The 21,908-nt window shown below is 41.0% G+C and carries 20 protein-coding genes; 9 read left to right on the top strand and 11 right to left on the bottom strand.

What is annotated here, in order from left to right; all coding sequences use genetic code 11:
• Window positions 1-111: 111 nt before the first annotated feature.
• On the top strand, window positions 112-912 hold the full coding sequence (locus IWX76_RS00760) for an aspartate dehydrogenase domain-containing protein (RefSeq protein ID WP_196857953.1): 801 nt from the start codon (window positions 112-114) through the stop codon (window positions 910-912).
• Here IWX76_RS00760 and IWX76_RS00755 read toward each other — a convergent pair.
• A complete protein-coding gene (locus IWX76_RS00755; RefSeq protein WP_196857952.1) occupies window positions 899-1,810 on the bottom strand; it encodes an NAD(P)-dependent oxidoreductase in 912 nt (303 codons plus the stop codon). The genes IWX76_RS00760 and IWX76_RS00755 overlap by 14 nt on opposite strands.
• Before the next feature lie 67 nt (window positions 1,811-1,877).
• Window positions 1,878-2,732: a dienelactone hydrolase family protein gene (locus IWX76_RS00750; RefSeq protein ID WP_196857951.1), complete on the bottom strand. Its 855-nt coding sequence runs from the start codon at window positions 2,730-2,732 to the stop codon at window positions 1,878-1,880.
• A 161-nt stretch (window positions 2,733-2,893) separates the two neighbouring features.
• Between IWX76_RS00750 and IWX76_RS00745 the strand changes: the two genes are divergently transcribed.
• Window positions 2,894-4,636, top strand: coding sequence for an ABC transporter ATP-binding protein (locus tag IWX76_RS00745; protein ID WP_196857950.1), 1,743 nt, complete (start codon window positions 2,894-2,896; stop codon window positions 4,634-4,636).
• Window positions 4,637-4,650: 14 nt separating this feature from the next.
• Here the strand turns inward: IWX76_RS00745 and IWX76_RS00740 are convergent, their stop codons facing one another.
• Window positions 4,651-5,553 carry an EamA family transporter gene (locus IWX76_RS00740; RefSeq protein WP_196857949.1) on the bottom strand — a complete coding sequence of 301 codons (903 nt, stop codon included), beginning with the start codon at window positions 5,551-5,553 and terminating at the stop codon, window positions 4,651-4,653.
• 190 nt (window positions 5,554-5,743) lie between these two features.
• On the opposite strand from IWX76_RS00740, the gene IWX76_RS00735 reads away from it, so the two are divergent.
• From IWX76_RS00735 to creD, 3 genes are read left to right on the top strand one after another with little or no spacing between them, the layout of a single operon-like run.
• Complete coding sequence (locus IWX76_RS00735; protein ID WP_196857948.1) at window positions 5,744-6,364, top strand: hypothetical protein; 621 nt, start codon at window positions 5,744-5,746, stop codon at window positions 6,362-6,364.
• A complete protein-coding gene (locus tag IWX76_RS00730; protein ID WP_196857947.1) occupies window positions 6,361-6,663 on the top strand; it encodes a winged helix-turn-helix domain-containing protein in 303 nt (100 codons plus the stop codon). Before IWX76_RS00735 ends, IWX76_RS00730 begins: the two co-directional genes overlap by 4 nt.
• 52 nt (window positions 6,664-6,715) lie before the next feature.
• On the top strand, window positions 6,716-8,131 hold the full coding sequence (creD, locus tag IWX76_RS00725; RefSeq protein ID WP_196857946.1) for a cell envelope integrity protein CreD: 1,416 nt from the start codon (window positions 6,716-6,718) through the stop codon (window positions 8,129-8,131).
• Between the two features lie 71 nt (window positions 8,132-8,202).
• Here the strand turns inward: creD and IWX76_RS00720 are convergent, their stop codons facing one another.
• The 3 genes from IWX76_RS00720 to IWX76_RS00710 all read right to left on the bottom strand — a co-directional run bounded on the left by IWX76_RS00720 (window position 8,203) and on the right by IWX76_RS00710 (window position 9,628).
• Window positions 8,203-8,658, bottom strand: a complete 456-nt coding sequence (locus IWX76_RS00720; RefSeq protein ID WP_196857945.1) for an META domain-containing protein — start codon at window positions 8,656-8,658, stop codon at window positions 8,203-8,205.
• 41 nt (window positions 8,659-8,699) lie between these two features.
• Window positions 8,700-9,038, bottom strand: coding sequence for a hypothetical protein (locus IWX76_RS00715; protein ID WP_196857944.1), 339 nt, complete (start codon window positions 9,036-9,038; stop codon window positions 8,700-8,702).
• A 215-nt stretch (window positions 9,039-9,253) separates the two neighbouring features.
• Window positions 9,254-9,628, bottom strand: a complete 375-nt coding sequence (locus tag IWX76_RS00710) for a cupin domain-containing protein (protein ID WP_196857943.1) — start codon at window positions 9,626-9,628, stop codon at window positions 9,254-9,256.
• Window positions 9,629-9,724: 96 nt separating this feature from the next.
• On the opposite strand from IWX76_RS00710, the gene IWX76_RS00705 reads away from it, so the two are divergent.
• Window positions 9,725-10,177 carry a nuclear transport factor 2 family protein gene (locus tag IWX76_RS00705; RefSeq protein ID WP_196857942.1) on the top strand — a complete coding sequence of 151 codons (453 nt, stop codon included), beginning with the start codon at window positions 9,725-9,727 and terminating at the stop codon, window positions 10,175-10,177.
• A gap of 11 nt (window positions 10,178-10,188) precedes the next feature.
• Here the strand turns inward: IWX76_RS00705 and IWX76_RS00700 are convergent, their stop codons facing one another.
• Entirely contained in the window at window positions 10,189-11,166 is a 978-nt protein-coding gene (locus IWX76_RS00700) for a c-type cytochrome (protein ID WP_196857941.1), read from the bottom strand.
• Window positions 11,167-11,528: 362 nt separating this feature from the next.
• Between IWX76_RS00700 and IWX76_RS00695 the strand changes: the two genes are divergently transcribed.
• Entirely contained in the window at window positions 11,529-12,443 is a 915-nt protein-coding gene (locus tag IWX76_RS00695; RefSeq protein WP_196857940.1) for an EamA family transporter, read from the top strand.
• A gap of 7 nt (window positions 12,444-12,450) precedes the next feature.
• Here IWX76_RS00695 and IWX76_RS00690 read toward each other — a convergent pair whose 3' ends face one another.
• Window positions 12,451-13,149 carry a YoaK family protein gene (locus tag IWX76_RS00690; RefSeq protein ID WP_334640871.1) on the bottom strand — a complete coding sequence of 233 codons (699 nt, stop codon included), beginning with the start codon at window positions 13,147-13,149 and terminating at the stop codon, window positions 12,451-12,453.
• A gap of 549 nt (window positions 13,150-13,698) precedes the next feature.
• Between IWX76_RS00690 and IWX76_RS00685 the strand changes: the two genes are divergently transcribed.
• Entirely contained in the window at window positions 13,699-14,160 is a 462-nt protein-coding gene (locus IWX76_RS00685; protein WP_196857938.1) for a pyridoxamine 5'-phosphate oxidase family protein, read from the top strand.
• Window positions 14,161-14,256: 96 nt separating this feature from the next.
• On the opposite strand, the gene IWX76_RS00680 is transcribed toward IWX76_RS00685, so the two are convergent.
• The 3 genes from IWX76_RS00680 to IWX76_RS00670 all read right to left on the bottom strand — a co-directional run bounded on the left by IWX76_RS00680 (window position 14,257) and on the right by IWX76_RS00670 (window position 17,660).
• Window positions 14,257-14,985: a rhomboid family intramembrane serine protease gene (locus tag IWX76_RS00680; RefSeq protein ID WP_196857937.1), complete on the bottom strand. Its 729-nt coding sequence runs from the start codon at window positions 14,983-14,985 to the stop codon at window positions 14,257-14,259.
• 174 nt (window positions 14,986-15,159) lie between these two features.
• Window positions 15,160-16,569 (bottom strand): MFS transporter, encoded by a 1,410-nt coding sequence (locus IWX76_RS00675; protein ID WP_196857936.1) that lies wholly within the window; start codon window positions 16,567-16,569, stop codon window positions 15,160-15,162.
• 239 nt (window positions 16,570-16,808) lie between these two features.
• Window positions 16,809-17,660: a DUF808 domain-containing protein gene (locus IWX76_RS00670; RefSeq protein WP_196857935.1), complete on the bottom strand. Its 852-nt coding sequence runs from the start codon at window positions 17,658-17,660 to the stop codon at window positions 16,809-16,811.
• Window positions 17,661-17,863: 203 nt separating this feature from the next.
• On the opposite strand from IWX76_RS00670, the gene IWX76_RS00665 reads away from it, so the two are divergent.
• Complete coding sequence (locus tag IWX76_RS00665) at window positions 17,864-21,850, top strand: PAS domain S-box protein (protein ID WP_196857934.1); 3,987 nt, start codon at window positions 17,864-17,866, stop codon at window positions 21,848-21,850.
• Window positions 21,851-21,908: the final 58 nt, after the last annotated feature.

Here is a 21,908-nt window from a genome sequence, read left to right as displayed (position 1 = left end):
ACTTTACAAGCTTTATTCAGCTAAACCGGCAATACAAATGTAAAACAAACTCCTCATAGACCATACTCCTTTCAACTTGGCATTTGCTAAAAAAAACGTTATGTTGTCACAATGAGCACAAAAACATTGGCTATTGTAGGCTGTGGCAAACTCGCCACCCTGGTTACCGACGCTTTAATTGCAGGTTTACTGCCTGATTATAAATTAATTGGAACTTTCTCACGCAGCATAGACAAAGCAAAAGCTATTGCCGAAAAAGTACAACATGCCAATCCAGGTAATCTATGTACACCTTGTGAAAACCTGGAAGATTTGCTCTCCCTTAAACCAGATTACATCCTGGAAATGGCTTCACCTGATTCTATGCGGTCACTGGCATTGCCTGCTTTAAAAAACGGATCTTCTATTGTTACCCTTTCTATTGGAGTATTTGCAGATACCGATTTTTACGAAGAAGTTAAAAAAGTAGCGCTTGAAAACCAAACACGCGTCCATTTGGTTTCTGGTGCTATTGGTGGATTTGATGTATTACGTACCGTATCTTTAATGGGCAATTGCAGTGCCTCTTTCTCCACCGAAAAAGGGCCTCAATCTTTAAGGAAATCATCAATTTATGATGAATCCCTGCAAACCGAGCAGCGAAAAGTATTCGAAGGTAATGCCAAAGAAGCCATTGCCCTATTCCCGACCAGCGTAAATGTGGCCGTGGCCGCCTCATTAGCTTCTGTTGGACCAACAGAGATGAAAGTATCAGTGACCTCAACACCTAATTTTGTTGGCGATGACCACCGCATAGAGATTAAAAGTGATCAGGTCCATGCGGTGATTGATGTATATAGCAAAACAGCACAAATTGCCGGCTGGAGCGTAGTAAATACGCTGCGCAACATAACTTCGCCTATTGTGTTTTAAGATAGGACGCCATATTGGCCAGGACTTTTTCGCTCAGGCGGTCAAAGGCCTGGCGAGTACGGCCAACCGAGATTTCCATGCAATGCACATGCGGATGACCTAAAAATTGGCTGCCACCCAAAGCACCGATGGTGTCGCAATAACAGCGGTTATCCTGGGCAATCCATTTAGCAAAAGGCGCTTCCTCCCATGCAGGCGAAAGTCCGGTATTAAACAATATTTTACGATTCCCCAGCTGTGCAAATTCTTCTTCCTTCAACAGGATCGTGTTTTTATTCAAACAAGTGATCACCACTTCATTTTTTTTAAGCAGCTCTTTTAAAGGCAAAAAGTGGTAAGCTTTTTCCGCGGCGCCCGGTTTTTCGGTGCGGGAGAAATAGGAGATATCAGCGCCAAAAAAATTTAAGGCATCAGCTACCATACCACCAGATACACCCAGGCCTACAATGCCAACTTTTAATCCAGTAATTTCTCTAGCCACACCATCCCATGGCGCCACCGGCTTACCTTCCGTATCGCGTCCAAAACCATGCAAGCAGCGTACTAGTTCGCTGACCACATATTCCACAACGCCTTCATCACCATAATCCCGGATGCCTGTAACCGTAATGCCACGTGCGTTGGCGTAATGGATATCCACATTTGCACTTTCTGCAGAATATAAAGAACAGCACATGCCAATATATTTCACCTGTTGGCATTTACTTAATGTTTCGGAACCAAGACTTGAGGTATAACTTAATAATACCGCATCTGCATCACCAATGCGAAAAGCCATTTCTTCCGCATTTGCTGGGATGTCACGATAAATAACTACCTCTTTTGCAAAGTCATACAGCTTTTCTTCTGCTGATGGGTTTAAACTCAAGGGTTCTATAGCAACTAGTTTTCTAAACATACTTTTTCTTCTATCAGTAAAGCCATATGATAGCACATTTAAAAGGAATTTGCAAACCAGGACGGATTTACTTTAATTTCGTCTTAAATAAATCAATTGTTCTACCCCAGGCAAGCTTAGCAGCCGCTTCATTATACCTTGTGGGTGATGTATTGTTGTTAAATGCATGATTAACACCTTCATAGATAAAAAGTTGGTAATCAATACTGCTTTGTTTTAATGCGGCCTCATAAGCCGGAATTCCCGCATTGATCCGTTCATCCAGACCGGCATAATGCAACATCAGCGATGCCTTAATTTTCGGAACATCGGCTACCTCTGCCTGTGATCCATAATAAGCCACAGCCGCCTGTAAGTTAGGGTCGTTTACCGCTAGCAGGTTCGCCATGCGCCCACCCCAGCAAAATCCCACGCAACCCACTTTACCATTCCCATCTTTCCGTTTCCTTAAATAATCCAGGCCCAGAATAAAGTTTTGAAGATTGGCAGCAGGGTCAAGTTTACCTATTTCTTCCCGTGCTTTATCTTCATCTGCTGGTGTACCGCCAGTAACCGATAAGGCATCTAAACCTAATGCCAGAAACCCTTCGGCAGCAACCTGTTTCGTCACGTCAATGGTATGCGGGTTCAGCCCACGATTTTCATGAATCACCAGTACTGTGCCTAAGTTTTTGCCGTTTTTAGGTTTCGCCATAAAACCTTTCATTTCGCCATTTACTCCTTTATATGTTATGGTTTCGGTCTCTAGCTGACTGTCGTCTACCAACGATGCTGCAGCAGCATAATTATTCTCCAGCAAGGGCAACATGGTCAAGGCCATCGCTGTGCCTCCAGTTAAAATAGATAATTTTTTAATGAATTCTTTTCTGCTTAGCTGGCTGTGTGTGTACGAATCGTACAGGTTGATAATTTTCTGATCCATAATGTGATGGGTTAGGTTGATGACTACTAAAATAGGTGTACTCTTTTTATTTTTTGCTTATTTCTAGGAATAAAAATTAGCATAACATCAGGTGATCATCCAAACCATTGATTTCCCGCACCAGTTACTTACCTTAGTGATTTGCTTCCTAAATCACCCTGATGAAGATACTCTGGAAATACCTTAAACCACATGGTTCATTAATTGCCTTATCCCTGGTGCTGGCAGGTGTAGCACAATTACTGAATCTTTTGGATCCGATTATTTTTGGGCGCATTATCGACGACTACTCCACCAACAAAAATAACCTAAGTGAACAGCAGCTCATCACTGAAGTCACCTATTGGCTATTAATCGCTTTGGGTATTGCAGTACTGGCCAAACTTTTTAAGTCCATCCAGGAATTTACGACCCGCAAAGCTGTTGCACGCTTCGGCATGGGCATCTTCAATGACGGCTTGAAACAAACGCTGCGACTTTCTTTCCAGGAATTCGAAGAAAGTCGCAGTGGAACCACCCTCTCCGTACTTCAAAAAGTAAAAACCGACGCAGAGCGCTTTATTAATGCCTTTATCAATATTCTTTTTTCTTCTACAGTGGGTATTTGTTTCCTGATCTGGTACAGCATCAACAAAAACTGGTTACTCGTTCCTGTATTTTTTGTGGGGGTGTTGTTACTGGGTTCCTTAACCGGATTAATATCTAAGAAAATAAAAACCATCCAACGTTCTATTAACCGACAGACCACCAGTCAGGCAGGCATCATTACGGAAAGCCTGCGTAACATCGAGTTGGTTAAAAGTCTCGGACTTACCTTTTCGGAGATCCGGAGGCTGAATATCCAGACCTTGAAGATATTTGACCTGGAAATGCTAAAGGCAAGAAAGGTCAGTCTGCTTTCATTTTTACAAGGAAACCTACTCAACCTGCTTAAACAATCTGTACTATTTATCTTATTGTGGCTTATTTTCAGGCAGGTGCTCACTACCGGAGAGCTGATTGCCATGCAGTTTATATCGGTTGCCATCTTTACGCCGCTCCAGGACCTGGGTAATTTTATTCTTCTTTATCGGGAAGCCGATGCCTCGCTCAAAACTTTTGATGCACTGATGAACAAATCAATAGAATTGCGTCCGGAAAACTCCATTGAGGTGGGGCCACTAGAGCGATTAGCGTTTAAAAATGTTGTTTTCCAACATAAAACTTCTAGTTATAACGCCATAGACGACATTTCCTTTGGCATTGAAAGAGGGCAAACTGCGGCCTTCGTAGGTCCTTCTGGATCTGGAAAATCTACCCTGGTCAAACTTCTGGTGGGACTTTACCTACCCGTTGAAGGACAGATCATGTTCAACGGAACAGACTCCACACAGATCCGCTATAACCCCATGCGCAGGCAAATAGGCTTTGTTACCCAGGATACACAGTTATATGCCGGATCCATCAGGGAGAATATGCTCTTTGTAAACCCAACGGCTACAGAAGCTGATATGATGGACGCACTGGCAAAAGCGGCAGCTACCGGACTGATACAAAGGGCATCCCATGGCATTGACACCGTGCTTGGTGAAAACGGGATGAAACTATCTGGAGGAGAAAAACAGCGTCTATCCATTGCCAGGGCATTGCTAAGAAAACCGCGCTTGCTGATCTTCGATGAAGCGACTTCTGCACTTGACTCCCTGACCGAGGAGGAAATATCAGCTACCATCAGGGATATTTCCAACATGCGTGAACAAATGACCATCCTGATTGCACATAGGCTATCCACCATCATGCATGCCGATACGATCTATGTATTAGAAAAAGGCAAGATCTCTGAAATGGGCAGCCATGACGAACTTTTACAACTCAAAGGGCTGTATTACTCTATGTGGCGACAACAAATTGGTGAAAGAAGATAGTTAAGCTATAAACGCTAAGCAGGTGTTTTTTGGCTGCTTTCGCTAATCGTTTTTAAGTTAGCCAGCACGATAGAAATAAATATGACTACCACCCCTAACCATTGAGTAAGCGATACCTGCTCGCCTAGAACCAGTTGTGCTGATGTAATGGATATGGGTATCTCTACCGAAATCAGGATACTGGCAAGTCCTAAACCAATATAAGGGATCCCCTTGGTAAATAATAAGGGAGGCAATATGGTACCAAATATGGCTAGCACTACCCCACTGATTAATATGTTGATGCTATTGAAATTATTGGTGATATCTGTATTCCAAAAAACAATCACAGCAAGCAATCCACCAATGACAAGGTATTGGCTTCTTACATAACTATGTACATTTTTTTCTATTGTGCTCGAAGCATATAAAGACAAAGTATAAGATGCAGCAGCGGCCAGCCCCCACATAATTCCAGTCCAGCTGACTTCCCCTGTCTGAAACAATACATCAGATGCCAACACGGTTCCAAAAATAGTGATCAAAGCCGCCACAATTTTTAAAGTAGAAACCGGTTTCCTCGTGAGTATAAATTCCAGAACAACCCCCATCCAAATAGACTGCATGAGCAATACTATACCCACTGATACAGGAACATATTGAATAGAAACATAATACAAACAACTGGTAATCCCAACAGACGTACCATACATCACCAATTTCAGTTTTGCTGAAGCACTTGGCATAACATTACCTTCCCTCTTCTGATTAATACCTGCCAGAAAACTAAGTACAATTGCGCCCACCAGGTATTGCATGAATACAATAACACCTGTATGCATGCCTAAATTATTTGAATATTTAACTATAGTAGCTAGGATGCCATAACTGATGGCACCAGAAAGAACGAGCAAAACACCTTTAGCGGTAGGATTCATAAGTAATTTTAAATTGAAAATACTTTCAAAATATGCCAAATAGAGTGGGCCTTTTGAAATATGGCGCAAAGGTGCACAAGCTATCGGACAATAGCGACGATATGTGTAAATACTATCACATATTTAATTTAAAATAGTTCTTGCAGCTTTCAAACATAATTTGTTGCTTTGTATCACAAAGTACTTTTACATGAAAGAAACAGATGTTTATTCGGAATTAGCTTCTATAAGGTCCCTTATGGAGCGCTCCTCTAAATTCATATCCCTTAGCGGACTGTCGGGAGTAATGGCGGGTATTTATGCATTGGTGGGCAGTTATTTTGCTTATCGGATACTTTACAAAAATCCGGCTGCACTAACGGAAGGTAATTTTGATGCCTATGCACCAGCAATCTGGCCTAGTCTGGTGGTCATTGCTTTAACTGTTTTGATCCTGTCAGTTACTACAGGTCTATTTTTATCGTCAAGACAAGCAAAAAAAGAAGGCCAGCCATTTTGGAACCCGGTAAGCAAACGTTTATTTGCTCATATGACACTGCCCTTAACAACCGGAGGCATCTTTATCGTCATTTTATTAGCTCAAGGAAATTACCATCTACTGGCCCCTGCCTGCTTATTGTTCTATGGTCTTTCATTGGTAGCTGGTAGTCAATATACCTTTTCTGATGTCAAATGGCTAGGCATTTGTGAAATTGTGTTAGGTTTGCTTTCTGCCGCCATACCGGGTTATGGGCTACTATTTTGGGCTTTTGGCTTTGGCATCCTTCACATCTTATATGGTTCCATTATGCATTTTAAATACAAACAGTGAAGGTAACACTTGAACAATTCGATAAAGCTTTTGAAAACCGACTACGCCTGCAAATCATGAGCGTGCTGGTTGCTAATGCGTATTATGATTTTAATTCGCTGAAAGAGCTATTGAATGCAACTGATGGCAACCTTGCCTCCCATTTAAAGGCTCTGGAGAAAGAGCAATACATTACCGTGAGCAAAAGTTTTGTAGGCCGTAAACCGAATACCCAATATGCGGCTTCTGCAAATGGCCGTGAAGCATTTAAAAAGCACCTTTATGCCCTTGAAGATTTAATAAAACAACAAAAGAAATAACTTTTTTTTTATCTATACACTTTGTATTTCAAAGTACTTTCAAACTATAATCATGGAAAATCAATCAACAAAAAACGATGGAATTATCAACTGGATCAATGAATCCGTTTTATTCCGATTAGGTGTCATCGGGTTTTTAACCCTGGTGCTGCTCATCCCTTCTGTTTTAGTTCAAGAGCTCATTCAAGAACGTCAAAACAGACAGGAAGATGTAATCAAGGAAATAGCAGACAAGTGGTCTGGCAGCCAGCTAGTACAGGGACCGGTGATGGTATTACCCTATAAAACCTTGATTCAACAAAAAGATAGCGCAGGTAAATTAAGTTATGAGGAAGTGATATCGAATATATATATCCTTCCCGAAACCTTAAACATCAGCAGTAAAACAAATCCTGAAGTGCGACACCGGGGCATTTATGATGCCGTTGTCTATAATGCAAGTGTAAAAGTGAATGGTAAATTTAGTGTTTTGGAATTACAGAAATCGGGTATCAATCCTGATCAGGTTCAATGGGACAAAGTTAAAGTAGCCGTCGGCCTTAGTGACCTTAAGGGACTGAAAAACAACCCGGTTATTAATTTAGCGGGCCAGCTATACCAGGTGGAGCCAGATTTCACCTCCTTAAAACTTTTTAGCCATAACCTGATCATTTTACCAGACCTGAGTAAAGATCGAAATACTGCTTTACCCTTTAGTTTTGATCTCGACCTCAGGGGAAGCGATGCGCTTAATTTTCTGCACCTGGGGAAAAGTACCGTTGTGAAAGTGGAAGGCGAATGGAATAACCCAAGTTTTACGGGCCGTTATTTGCCAGAGGATCGGCAGGTATCTGAAACGGGTTTCAGTGCAACCTGGAAAATGCCCTTTTTTAACCGTCCTTACCCGCAGCAGTGGGTAGCAGAAAACACGGCATTAAACACGGTGATCCAGGATAAGACAAAAGACCCGGCACCTAGCTCCGCATCTGCTGTGATTAACGCTGATCAACAGACCAACGATGCTTATTTCGGTGTGAATTTCAAATTACCTGTAGATCAGTACCAGAAGACCATGCGTTCTGCCAAGTATTCGGTCCTAGTTGTGCTTTTAACGTTCCTATCGCTATTTTTCACTGAACTGCTGAATAAAAAGAAAGTGCATTTGTTGCATTATGTGCTTATTGGTGCGGCAATGGTTATTTATTATGCCTTGTTGCTGGCCTTTAGTGAGCAGGTTGGTTTTAACAGTGCTTACCTGATTGCCTCTATAGCCACCGTGGTCCTGGTGAGCGGTTTCCTGGCCACTTTACTTAATAACAAAAAACCTGCTTTGCTATTTGGAAGTATCCTCTGCGTGTTTTACAGTTTCATCTTTGTTATCATTCAACTGCAGGACATGGCTTTACTTTTCGGAAGCGTGGGCTTATTTATAACGGTCGCCGTGTTGATGTACTTATCGACTAAGATCGACTGGAATAAAGAAAATTAATAACAAAAGAGGCCTGCAGTATCAGTGATGCTGCAGGCCTCTTTATGACTAAAATGTTAGTATTTTAAATTTTATTTTACTGCTTTAAAACGAGCTAGCGGTGCCATTCTTGCTTTGTTCAGTGATAAATCATCACCACTTAAGCTATAATTATCTGTGGTATTCAACACGCGTTTAAGTTCCGTTTCAATTTCCATGTGCTCACAAGCCATCATGGTTGACATGCCTAGCGTGAATTTTATCCTTCCATATGCTTGCAAGGAAAACTCACCACCTAATCCGTTACAGCCAGCAGTTGCAGCATAACGATTATCTTTAGATTGAAGTAAAATAAATGGTTCCTTACCGTTAATTTTATCGGCTACAGGTTTCCCTGCAAGCTCCACCAACTTCCACTTGCGGTCAGTGATGACCGTACTTTGTGCAGTTTCCTCACCAGTTTTGGGGGTTTCAGTTTTTTTAAAGATGTTACATGCGCTTAATGAAAAGACGCATAAGATGAAGGTAATGTGGGATAATGTTTTCATATGATGTAAAAATTGGGCAAATAAATTTGCCCAAAGATACATTAATTCCACATGGTTCCATCCAGACCTAAGACCGTACCCATCCATAAACCAATGATGTATACGATTAAACTTAAAACATTTGCAGCAATTTTAGCCAGGTCTCCACGGTAACGCAGGCTATCCATAACATAGTAAAAGGCACCACCAACAGCACCTGCTAGCGGAACAATAATCAATGGTCTGATCATCCACAATTTCCCCCATTCCGGATTCGGCTCTCCTGCGCCCATCAGAAATATGGAAATAAGGATTAATGCAACGGTACCGCCCTGTAGCATACGTTTGCCTAGTGAAGCCGGATGTGTCGGCTGTGTTGTAAAATTTTCTGTCGTTGTCATGATCATGTAGGTTTAATGTGTTTGTAAAATAGGTTTGTTTTGCATTCTTTGCTTTTTACTAAGCATGACATAAAGATAATTAAAAGTACTTTGCATTTCAAAGTATAAAACGCAATTACACTAATTTTTCTTACTCGCATAATCTTGGTGGTGATTGACCTTAAATAAAAAAGCCTTATCACGACTGACAAGGCTTTACTTTACTACAGTTTCACTTAATTTTTTACTTTTAGTTCAGTAACAAGCAATTTAATGGTAGTGCCCCCTGTATTTTTACCCATGTGTGTTGTCGCAGACATCTCCATAACTTCTCCTGCTTTAAACTCGGCAGTTTGTGGAGCTTTGCCTTTGTCTGTAATTTCAAGCTTCCCGTCTGCCATAGCATAAATTAAATGATAAGGATGGCTATGCCAAGGCACCGTATCATTAGGAGCTATGATAAGCTCCATCACCCTTACCTTATCATTGTCTAGAATAACTTTATATAAATTTGGAGCAGCTTTAATGGGGTCCTGTGCATTCCCTTGTGCACTAAGGATCATCAATATCCCGCAGAGCAGAGACATCAAGTTCTTTTTAATTGTTTTCATTTTATTAAAGATTAATTAAACAAATATGGAGCGAACTTAGATGAATCAAAAACCATTAACTGTAATAAAGGTTTCTGATTTATAATAAAATGCATCATGAAAAACCTTGTCATGCTAATGGCTTCATTAGTACTTTCCACATTGGCCTATGCACAACACGCGGTGCCTGACTCGATCCTGGAAGCTAAGATCAAAAAGCTGGATCTCGCCCACGCCCTGGCCATTTATAAGAGCGATTCGGTTGGATTGGACAGCTTAATGGCAGATGAGGTCACTGTTAACCATCCCACCAATAAAATTGTAGAGGAGAAAAAAGAGCTATTGAAAATGATCAGACAAGGTATAATTCGGTATACCATATTTGAGCGATATCCTGAGAAATTCCTATTCTTTAAAGACATGGTTGTGGTGATGGGCAGAGAAAAAATTGTACCTGCAACCGGCGCACCAAATGCTGGGAAACCACTGCAACGCAGGTATACTAATATCTGGATGAAGTTGAACGGGAAATGGAAACTCACCGTTCGACACGCAAATAATCAACTTTAAAACCGGTATGCTTAAGGTGTTGCCGGCGTAAATAGGACTACTTTATTTTTAATGGGTGGCAACTCCCTTAGGTAAGTATAAATAGCCTCCAGATCACTTTCTTTCATACCACTATACATCGCCCATGGCATAGGCGTGTTCATTTCATTGATGGCCACTCGGGCAGCGGTGTAGTTAGGCGAAGCGAATGTTTTGAAACGGGTTACAAACCTGTCCCTTGTCCAGGACCCCAAACCTGTAGCCGCATCTGCAGTGAGGTTAGGCGATCTCAATACCCCTCCAGGAAACTTAAATTCCATACCGCCGCCAAATTCTGTTCCCTTAACCACGCTACCTTTATCTACCTTACTGTGGCAGTCAACACAGCCTGCTGCATTCACTAAATAGGACCCATACCGAACTGTATCAGTCGGTTGAGGTTTTTCTACAAAACTGGCCTTTTGAGGCATCGTATTTACCAAGAAATTTACAGGGAAATCAAGTTTCGATTCTGGCACATCCCTGTTTACCGGTTTCAGTGTCCTGAGATAGGAAATAATATCATGAATGTCGTCCTGATCCATTTTACCAAAACGATGTGCAGCCATCAACGGAAATAACGCCTTGCCGTTTTTAGATACGCCAGTAGTTACGGCCCTAAAGATTTCGCCATCAGTCCAATTCCCTAGCGCTGCCGGCGTGATGTTAGAAGAATAGAAAGTCCCTGGAAAGCCCATTTGCTGGTTAAAAACTTCTCCGCCTGCACCAAGTTTCGCGTCAGCGATTGGCGCAGCAAATAACTCCCAATCGCGTTTGCTATGGCAGTCCATACATACCGTCACGTGGTTGGCGAGGTAACGGCCGTTGGCAATATTTTCAGGTGTCCGTTTTACCTTGAGGTCAGGTGGCGGACCAGTATCAGGCAGCGCCACTTTAATATAGGTTCCACCAGCAATAAGCAGTAAGGCAAAAATGCCAATCAGCAGGGAAATAACTTTCAAAACTTTCATGCGAAGATTAATTTAATGACGGTTGATCAGTGGTATAAGGAAATAAAGCTGCTTTGTAAGTCAACATCTGCATCTCATACACTTACCAGTGGTATTAAAAAATCCGCCCCATCAAATCACACAACACACAGAAAATCAACAAGTAACACTATAAATTTATTAAAATAAATTTCTAATTTCAAAAATAAAATACGATTATCCGGGCTAATTTTAACAAGGTGTCGTTATTACACTCCTTGAATAGGTTTAATGCAGATTCATCGAATGATGGCAAATTTTATTAGCTTCGGCCTTCGTTTTTATTAAAGTTCTCCATATGCGAATAACACCATTTATCGAAATAATGCAGCAATAATTAACCTATGACAGATTGGATTAAATCGCTAAACATTAAGGTCATCCTGGCCTTTGGCGCTGTATATATTATTTGGGGTACAACTTACCTGGCCATCAAAATCGGTATTGCCGAGATGCCTCCCTTCCTGATGGCTTCATTCCGTTACTTTATTGGAGGCATGGTATTGATCGGGCTTTGTTTAATCAGAAACAAACAACCATTAAATAAAGAGGTATGGCAGAACATGGTACTTGGCGGATTCATGCTTACTCTTGGCCAGGGCACACTTTTCTGGGCAGAACAGCATATTTCTTCAGGGCTCACCGCTGTATTGGTGTCCACCCTACCCATCTTCTACATTTTGGTAGACAGAAAAAACTGGAAAGGCTATTTTAACAGCAAGTTGACTATAGTAAGTATTTTACTTGGTTTAATAGGCATACTGGCACTGTTTAAGGACCAATTAGTTGTGGGGGCCAGTAAAGATCCATTAACCATCATCGCTTCATTGGTGGTGTTGAGTTCCTGTTTAAGCTGGGCAATAGGCTCTATCTATTATAAAAACCGTGCGTCACCAGAAAGGTTGTTCCATGATGTAGCCTGGCAGTTGATTGGCGGGTCAATTGCCTGTATATTAGTTAGCCTGGTTGCAGATCCACTGGCCACATTTAGTTTTGACCAAGTATCGCTTAAAACCTGGGGGGCAATTGTTTACCTGGCCATCGCAGGATCTGTAATTGCCTTTACGGCCTCCTATTATTTATTATCGGTTCGTCCGCCAGCGGTTGTAGGTACCTATGCTTACGTTAATCCAATTATTGCTGTGATCCTTGGGGTGTTGGTTGCTGAGGAGGTCATTACCTGGAGCCAGTTTGTCGGGATCTTGATCATTCTGTTGGCCGCTTATTTGTCAAACAGAGTAAAACTGAAAAATAAATAGTTTTTTCTTAGCGATGTCCAACTTTAGGTAACTTCATTTGCCTGTATAAGCGTGTAACACCAATCCTAAATATATCGTAAAGCAAAGCATACATTAAAATAGAAACCGGAAGCAAAAAAGCATGAAAATGAAACCTATTATAGAGATACGCGCCCAATACGGCACCAATGAGAAAGAATAATATAATGGTAAGACGCAGTTTTATCCTGGAGCGTAGAATATTGTCAGGCCAATTACCTTTTTGCAAGACCTGGGCAAGATCTATGCCCAGATCAGTAAAGGTTCCGGTCAAGTGTGTTGTTCTTACCACAGAACCAGAAATCATAGACACAAGAGAGTTTTGCAAACCCATCACAAAAAGTAAACTTCCAGCATACAGCTCTCTTGCCGCAAGACTGCCATTATAACGGTAACCGGTCAATGCTACCACCAATAAAATAACCAATTCAATCAGAATAGGGATAACATATGAAAACCTTTTGCTAGTGCCAACGAGCGAAACGATTAAACTGGAAACAAATGCGCCTGTCAGAAAAAGGAACATCCAGAAGGCTACTACCTGTACAGTCTTCCAGTCCTGCCTGGCAATATTTTCTGCAAATATGGCGGCATGGCCGGTCACATTTGTTGTTAAAACAGAAAATGCCAGAAAACCAGCTGCGTTTACAAATCCGGCAGTAAGACATAACAACGCAGCTAATTTCACATTATGCCGGTAAGTTCGTTTTATTCCTAGGTGCCTTAACATAGTCAAAAATAATGATTTCTGCTACCACTCTACCAAATTATTATATACCTGTACCAGATGTTATCCGTGAAAAGTTATTAAGAAGAACCGATAGTACTGATCAATATCATAGCAGCTGATGACGGCAGTCATGTGAAAATATTTATCTAACAGGAACTTAGTGGGAAAACAAGACTTATGAAAAAGCAAAGATATATGGATATATCTTTTCAGAACGTGAATTTTTGATTAAACTTCATAAAATAGTTGGACATGCTCGGTAACAAAGCCTTTGACCCCTATCCTTTTAGGACAAAATAAAAATCTTTATGATCTGCAGGCATGGAGATTGAGCTGCTTAAAGAAATAAAAATGCTAAATCAACATTACAATTTGAAGCTCAATAATAGCAACAAAATTGCCTTGAAACTTATCATGACCAATATCATGATAAAACCAGACCGCCATCAAGTATTTTACAAGTAATTCCTATTAATTTTATGTTTTAATTCATAAATCAGATTTAATATGCTAGGTAAACTTACAGATATTCAAATAGATAACCTGGTTTCCAGCCAGGTCACCGGCCGGCTAGGATGTATAGCTAATGATAAGGTCTACATTGTCCCAATCAATTATGTTTATAAAAATTCCACTATCTATGCGCACTCAGCACCGGGCAAAAAGATTGATATGATGCGGAAAAACCCGAATGTATGCTTCCAAATAGACGACATAAGCAATATATTCCGCTGGCAAAGTGCTATACTTTGGGGCACCTATCAAGAAATTATCGATCCCGACAAGAAACAGCAAGCTATGCAAGGCATCATTCATAGGCTAATGCCACTGGTTAACTCTCCTTCAGGCCACCCCTCTCATGGAATTACCGCTAATGAAAATGACCTGGGGAGCAAAATTGATTTAATCGTCTACCAAATAAATATTACAGAAAAAACAGGAAAATTTGAATTCACCGAAAGCATGTAATAAATTTATGGTTATTGCAATTAACGGATTACTAGGAACAAAATTAGAGGCATCAACCTATTATCCTATTATTTAAAGGACTTAAAACCAAAAGGTTTATGTAAATGATCCGGCTGAAGCTTGCTTATCTGATCGCTGTATCACTTCAGCAACTTTAACACCCAGGTAAATTCCAGTAATATATACGATGATATAGGCCAGGTTATGCTCATAAACAAAGAATAGGCTAAGCAAGATGGCCACTACATAAATTATCCACAACTCGATTTTGATTTTATCGCTCACCCGTAACTGGTAGGTACCATAAAAGTATACCGTGGTGGTCATGACACCCAAAACCCCACTAAACGCGCCATCAAGTAAACCTCTTGGGCCTGAAAATATGGGAAACAACAAATGTGAGAGGTTATAAACGATTGCCGACAAGGCAACAAAAGAAAAATAAAGTAAAATAGTTTTAGCCGATCCAATCTTAGTTATAAGCAAGTTACCAAAAAGCCATAACATGCTAATACTTAATAGAAACTCGCTTGCATTTAAATGAACAAACTGATAAGTAAAAATGCTCGTGAACGTTTGCCATTGGATATGTTGTAAACTGTAAGTTGCTGGAACATTATAATTAACAAAATGGTTAAATGTACCATTTGACCAGTATTGCCCTATCAGACCGTTCGGTCCGCTTATTAAGTACCAGGTGAAAAACACAAAGTGTACAAGGATTAATAAATTAATGTTGTTGCGAAGCCCTATTGGAAATGTAATTGTAGTTTCAGGCATTCTCGCTTTTGACTGTTGCGTAACATTGACGTTGAAATTCTTCATAACATTTACATGACAAGCAGTAAGCCAGTAAGAAGTCATATACTAGTGGATTCAACAAATTCAACCACTAAACTTATGTTTTTAAACAACTTAACTGAAACAACAGCATTTAACCATTGCGATCAGTTATTTCTAAAAGTTGTTGATAATGTCTACATAATGCGGGACAGCCCCCTACTCGCCTGACTTCATATTATCGCCATCTTTAAAATGTAACCTTCTAAATATGAATCCCGACAGGATAGTCAAGGAGCCCACCACTAAAAAAGTATAGCGAAAAGCATTATGAATTTCGTTGTGAATAAGCTTTACATCGCCCTGGAAAACCTTTAATACAATTAGACCGAAGGCGATACCAAAACCAATAGCCAATTGCTGATTCACTGAAACCAATGAATTTCCGCTACTGGTATGATACTGCCTTAAATCAGCAATAGAAATGGTGTTCATTGCCGTAAACTGGATGGAATTAAAAAATCCAAGGATGGCGATGAGGGGAATATACCAGTAAATGGAGGCGTTAACTGCAGGTATGGCCATACAGCAAATTAAAAATCCAATAATCATGGTATTGGTCATTAGTGTAGCCCGATAGCCAAACCTATTTAATACGCCAATTACTGCAGATTTGCCGAACATGGCGGTAATGGCCATAGGCGCCACAATCCAACCCGAGGTTACAGCCGAGCGGCCATAAGCGATCTGGATCATCATAGGCAGCAATAGCGGTATAGCACTTATGCCCAGTCGCGTCACCATATTCCCAATAATACCCACCCTAAACGTTCTTACCTTAAACAAGTTTAAAGGGAATATTGGGTTATCATCTGTTGTGGCATGACGATAATAAAAGTATAACATTAAAAAACCTGCTAATAACAACAGTAAAACCGGTGTGATGTGGATGGTATTGCCAAATAACTCCAGAGAAATAGAAAGCAGTAAGGAAGCCGCAGCAAAGATCAGGAAACCTTTCAAGTCGAAATCAATAATTGGCGATTTATAATCCGGCATATAGCGAATACTCAACACAATCCCAAGCAAACCAATGGGGATATTGATTAGAAAAATCCAGTGCCAGGAAAAATAATCCACCATATACCCTCCTACCAGCGGCCCTAGTACAGGACCAATCAAGGCAGGGATGATAGCGAAGTTCATCGCTTTTAGCAATTCCTTTTTTTGGAAAGTTCTGATCAACGCTAATTTCCCAACCGGGGTCATTAAACTTCCACCTACCCCTTGAATCATTCTCGAAATCACCAGTTGTGTTAAATTCTGAGAAAGCGAACAAAAAAGTGAACCCAAACCAAATAAAAACAATGCAAAAATAAAGACCCGCTTGGTACCAAACTTATCGGCAAGAAATCCACTCACTGGCATAAAAACAGCCAGGGTAAGCACATAACTGATAATGGCATTTTGCATGTTCAATGGCGATTCGTTCAAATCCTTTGCAATGGCAGGCAATGAAGTATTCAGGATCGTGGAATCAAGCATCTGCATAAAAATGGCAGTAGCCAGAATCATGGGAAGCAGTTTTTTAGTGGATTCCGGCGATTGCGCTGATACCTTCCAAATCATAGTTTAATAATCGTGTGATTGATAGTTAGTGTAACAAATCAAAGGTGAAAATGTTAGCAGTGTGGTCATAGTCTGCTTGCAGGTAAAGTTACACACACCTCCAACATGGCTATGGACTGGCACCATCAAAGATCAGAAATTCCCGAGCATGTATCGAGCAAAACCGGTGCGAGGTTGCTCGCATGTCCGGTTTTACCATAACCACAGGGGAACCACATGTAACTTATTAACCCATCACACTAAATAATCTTCTTGATAGCAGTCACCACAGCAACTACTACCACACCAGCTATAGCACCCATGGCCATCTCAGTCAGGATTACGGGAACTGCTGGATATAGTCCATGCAGAAAAGGAATATTATGAGCAAAAATACCACCTGCAACCATGATCAGTGCAATCGTTCCTACTACTGCAAGTATTTTGATGATTACCGGAAGTGCTTTAACCAGAGCCATGCCCAGGGCATTCATGAACCCTTTTTCACCACTACGCTTGATTAGCTTATAGCCAAGGTCATCCATACGAACAATCAGGGCAACAATACCATAAACACCAACTGTTGCCAGGAGCGCTACTACCGATACCGTTAGGATCTGAATCGTCATACTGCTTTCCGCGGCAGAACCAAGGGCGATGATCACGATTTCGACAGACAGGATAAAATCGGTCATGATCGCCGACTTAACTTTTAATTTTTCTGCAGCAGGATCTTCTTTAAGGACCTCTTCAGCGGCTTGGCGAACAGGCTTTTTACGGTGGAAGATAAATTCAACAATCTTTTCCATTCCTTCATAAGCCAGGTACAAGCCACCCAAAACTAGGATCACTTTGATGGAAATGGGCCAAAAAATGTTAAGCGCCAGGGCAATGGGTACAATGATCAGCTTGTTCAGAAAAGAACCTTTGGTGATCGCCCATAAGACAGGAATTTCCCGTGAAGAAAGAAAACCCGTTGCCTTTTCCGCATTTACCGCCAGGTCGTCGCCCAGAATACCTGCAGTTTTTTTCGTCGCCACTTTCGCCGCCACGGCCACATCATCCATCAACGCAGCGATATCATCTAAAATTGCAAAAAAACCAGAAGCCATGTAATAATCGTTTAGGCCGCAAAATAGGAATTAGATTACATTTTACCTTCCATCATGATCACATTATCTTTTACAATTTGCGTTTTACCATGGGAATGCTATATTACACCTTTGAATAACGGCTCGCTATTGTTTTAATCATTAAATTTGTAACACCACTTTTGCAACTTTCCATTTTTGCATATTAGTATTATCCCTTACTAATGAAAAAACACCCCGTAAGCCAACAAGAAAAAGAGCGGATTCAAGCGCTCAAAAATTATGGAATTCTGGATTCCCTTGGCGAAGAAGCCTTTGACCGCATCACAGAACTTGCTTCACTGATTTGCGACACCCCTATTGCATTGATTTCTTTATTAGATGAAGACCGGCAGTGGTTTAAATCAAAAGTTGGTATCGATATAGCAGAAACTGCCCGCGATCTTGCCTTTTGCAACTATGCTATACTTGACACCCATATACTTGAAGTAGAAGATGCCACCAAAGATGATAGGTTTAAAAATAATGCATTTGTTACGGGCGACCCGAATGTTCGTTTTTATGCCGGGCAGCCATTAATAGACCCAAACGGCTATCCGCTGGGGACGTTATGTGTAATTGATGGAAAAACAAAAGTACTTAATGACAAGCAAAAAAGGGCGCTTAAGCTGCTGGCTGAAGAAGCGATGGCACTCATTCTGGAGCGACGACAAAAGGCAAACGTACAGAGTTTCGAAAATTTATTTGAGTGCTATAACGACCTGATTTGTATTGCGGGAATCGATGGATTTTTCAAAAAAGTCAATCCTGCCTTTCATAAAGTATTAGGATGGGACATTAAAACTCTATTGACCACTTCCTTTTTTGACCTGGTGCATCCTGATGATCTTGGTCATACCCAACAGGAAGTCCAGCGTTTAGCCGGAGGTGCAAGTTCCATAAATTTCACCCATCGGTTTAAAACCATTGGTGGCGACTACAAGATTCTGCAGTGGGTAGCTACACCAGAGCCCGAAACAGGAAATCTATTTGCTATAGCCAGGGATGTATCCACTGAAAAATTTAAAGAACGACAACTGGTACGCAGTGAGGCACGGGCAAGGGCTTTCTTTGAAAATTCACAAGGATTTATGTGTACGCATGATTTGAATGGAAAATTCAAGTCTGTAAATATGGCGGGTGCAAGCATGTTAGGATATAGCGTAGCAGAGATTCTGGAATTCAGCTTATTCGACATCATTCCTGCATCACGCCACGACTTTTTAAATACCTATCTTAAAGAGATTGCTACTAATGGGCATTCTACAGGGCAAATGATTACCCGTGATAGAAGCGGATCGTACCACATCTGGATGTATAATAACGTGGTAGAAACAAGCTTTGATGGAGAAGCCTATGTTATTGGAAATGCGATTGACATTACAGAACGACATCAATTAGAAGAGAACCTGCGTAAAACTAAAGAAACACTTGAACAAACTAACCGTGTAGCACGTGTTGGAGGATGGGAATTGGATCTGCAAAGTCAAAAGATAAGCTGGACATCGGTCACCAAAGAAATTCATGGTGTTTCTCAAGATTTTGAGCCTGTACTCAGCGAAGCTATCAACTTTTACAAGGAAGGAAACAGCCAGGATATTATTAATAAGGCTATTCAGGAAGCCATTAATGAGGGTAAACCATGGGATCTGGAATTACTGCTTGTAACCCAGCATGGTAAGGAGATCTGGGTGAGAAGTTTAGGCAATGCCGATTTTGTAGATGGCGTATGTAAGCGTATATACGGAACCTTCCAGGATGTCAATGAAAGAAAAATTACCGAACTCCAGGTGAGCAGTTCACGCAAATTGCTGAATGATGTACTGCAGGCCGCCTCAGAGATTAGTATCATTGCCACAGATAAACAGGGATTGATTACGGTGTTTAATGCAGGTGCAGAAAAGTTACTTGGTTACACGGCCGTGGAGATGATCGGAAAAAGTTCGGCAAGCCTTCATTCACCAGAGGAAGTGAGCGACCGGGCCAAAGAACTGAGTAAAGAATACGGATTTCCAATTGAGGGCTTTCGTGTGTTTGCGCACCTGGCTGAAATAAAGGGCATGGAACAGCGGGAATGGACATATTTCAAAAAAGACGGTTCAGAGAAAATAGTTTCCCTCATTGTTACGCCTATTCATGATATCAATAATGAGATCAATGGATACCTGGGCATTGCAAAAGATATTACGGAGCAGAGAATCATCGAACAAGCCTTGTTTGTTGAAAAAGCAAGATTGTCTTCCTTTGTCGAACATACGCCTGCGGCTGTCGCCATGCTTGATAATGAAATGAAGTTTATCACGGCAAGTAATCGTTGGAAAGAAGATTATCGTTTAAAAGGCCAAGAAATTATTGGCATGTCTTATTATGAGGTCTTAGGTGATTTAGACGAAGAACGCAGGGCGCGCCATCGTCGTATACTAAATGGTGCTGTAGAGCGGAAAGAAGAAGATATATACCGGCTTGCAAATGATACTGAAGACCAATATGTAACCTGGGAAATGAGGCCTTGGTATCAGTTTGACGGTACCGTAGGTGGAATCATGCTATTTACCCAAAACATTACCCCCATTATCAAGCAGCGTGAAGAGCTTCAAACGGCTAAGATGCAGGCAGAACAAGCAAACAGGTCAAAGTCAGAGTTTCTGGCCAATATGAGTCATGAGATAAGAACGCCATTAAATGGGGTTATTGGATTTACTGATCTGGTTATGAAAACTGCACTAACAGAGACTCAAAACCAATATCTTACCATTGTAAATCAATCTGCAAATGCACTGCTCAGCATTATCAATGATATACTTGACTTTTCAAAGATAGAGGCTGGTAAATTAGAGTTGGATGTGGAGAAATGTGACCTTTACGAACTAAGCAGCGAAGCTACTAACATCATTACTTATCAGATCCATACGAAAGGCTTGGAAATGCTTTTAAATATCGAACCTGATCTTCCTCGCTTCATCTATGGCGATTCCGTTAGGATTAAACAAGTGTTGGTTAACCTTTTGGGCAATGCCACCAAGTTTACAGAAAAGGGCGAGATTGAACTCAAGATTGAAAAAATAGAGAGTATAGCAGATCAGACAACGTTACGTTTTTCGGTCCGGGACACAGGTGTTGGTATACAGCCCGATAAGCAGCACAAAATTTTTGAAGCTTTTTCACAGGAAGATAGCTCGACCACCAAGAAATACGGTGGTACAGGCCTGGGTTTAACCATTTCAAACAAGCTGCTGGGCATGATGGGCAGCAAACTTGAATTGCGTAGCACACCTGGTATAGGAAGTACCTTTTATTTTGAGGTCACTTTTAAATCTGAACAGGGCGAAGCATTGGAATGGGCAAACATCGATGACATAAAAAATGTGCTTGTTGTTGACGACAATGAGAATAACCGCCAAATCGTAACTGCGATGTTGTTGCTCAAAAATATACAGACTACAAAAGCATCCAACGGCCTCGAAGCATTACAGCTACTTGCACAAGGCCATCAGTATGATACCATTATTATGGATTATCGCATGCCATATATGGATGGCCTGGAAACCACCAGAAAGATAAGGGATAATTTTAGTCAGACCGGCATTAAACAATCGGTCATTTTGCTGCATAGCTCATCAGAAGATGGTAAAATGATTAGAGAATGTAGTGAGCTGGAAATTGCTTACCGAATTGTAAAACCGATCAAGATGGACGATCTTTATCGTGTATTGTCGCGCCTCAATCAGAAAGATGTCCAGGTTGAACAAGCCACCATGGTAGCGGAAGTGCCATCTCAGGTAGCCTCTCTCATTCTCATTGCCGAAGATAATGCAATTAACATGTTACTCGCACGCACCATTGTGAAGAGAATCAGACCTCAGGCAAGAATCGTGGAAGTTGTAAATGGTGCTGAAGCCGTTGATTTTTGTAAAAAACAATTGCCGGATCTTATTCTTATGGATGTGCAAATGCCCGAAATGAATGGATATGAAGCGGCTGCCGCAATTAGGAAATTAAGCAATGCTAATCATGTTCCTATCGTTGCACTTACCGCCGCCAACATTACGGGAGAAAGAGAGAAATGTCTGGCTGCTGGTATGAATGATTTTGTGGCTAAACCAATAATCGAGAATGACATCGTGGCTGTTTTTAAAAAATGGCTGGATCCTCCGATTGGGTATGTTGATTAATACAAATTAATTGGAGATTGCCGCATTCACACCGTGATGGCAAAATTATTTTCTCGAA

It is taken from the genome of Pedobacter sp. CAN_A7 (assembly GCF_015752175.1).
In the GTDB taxonomy this organism is placed as follows: domain Bacteria; phylum Bacteroidota; class Bacteroidia; order Sphingobacteriales; family Sphingobacteriaceae; genus Pedobacter.
The sequence above is the reverse complement of the archived record's forward strand: the minus strand, read 5'-3'. Positions and strand labels throughout refer to the sequence as shown.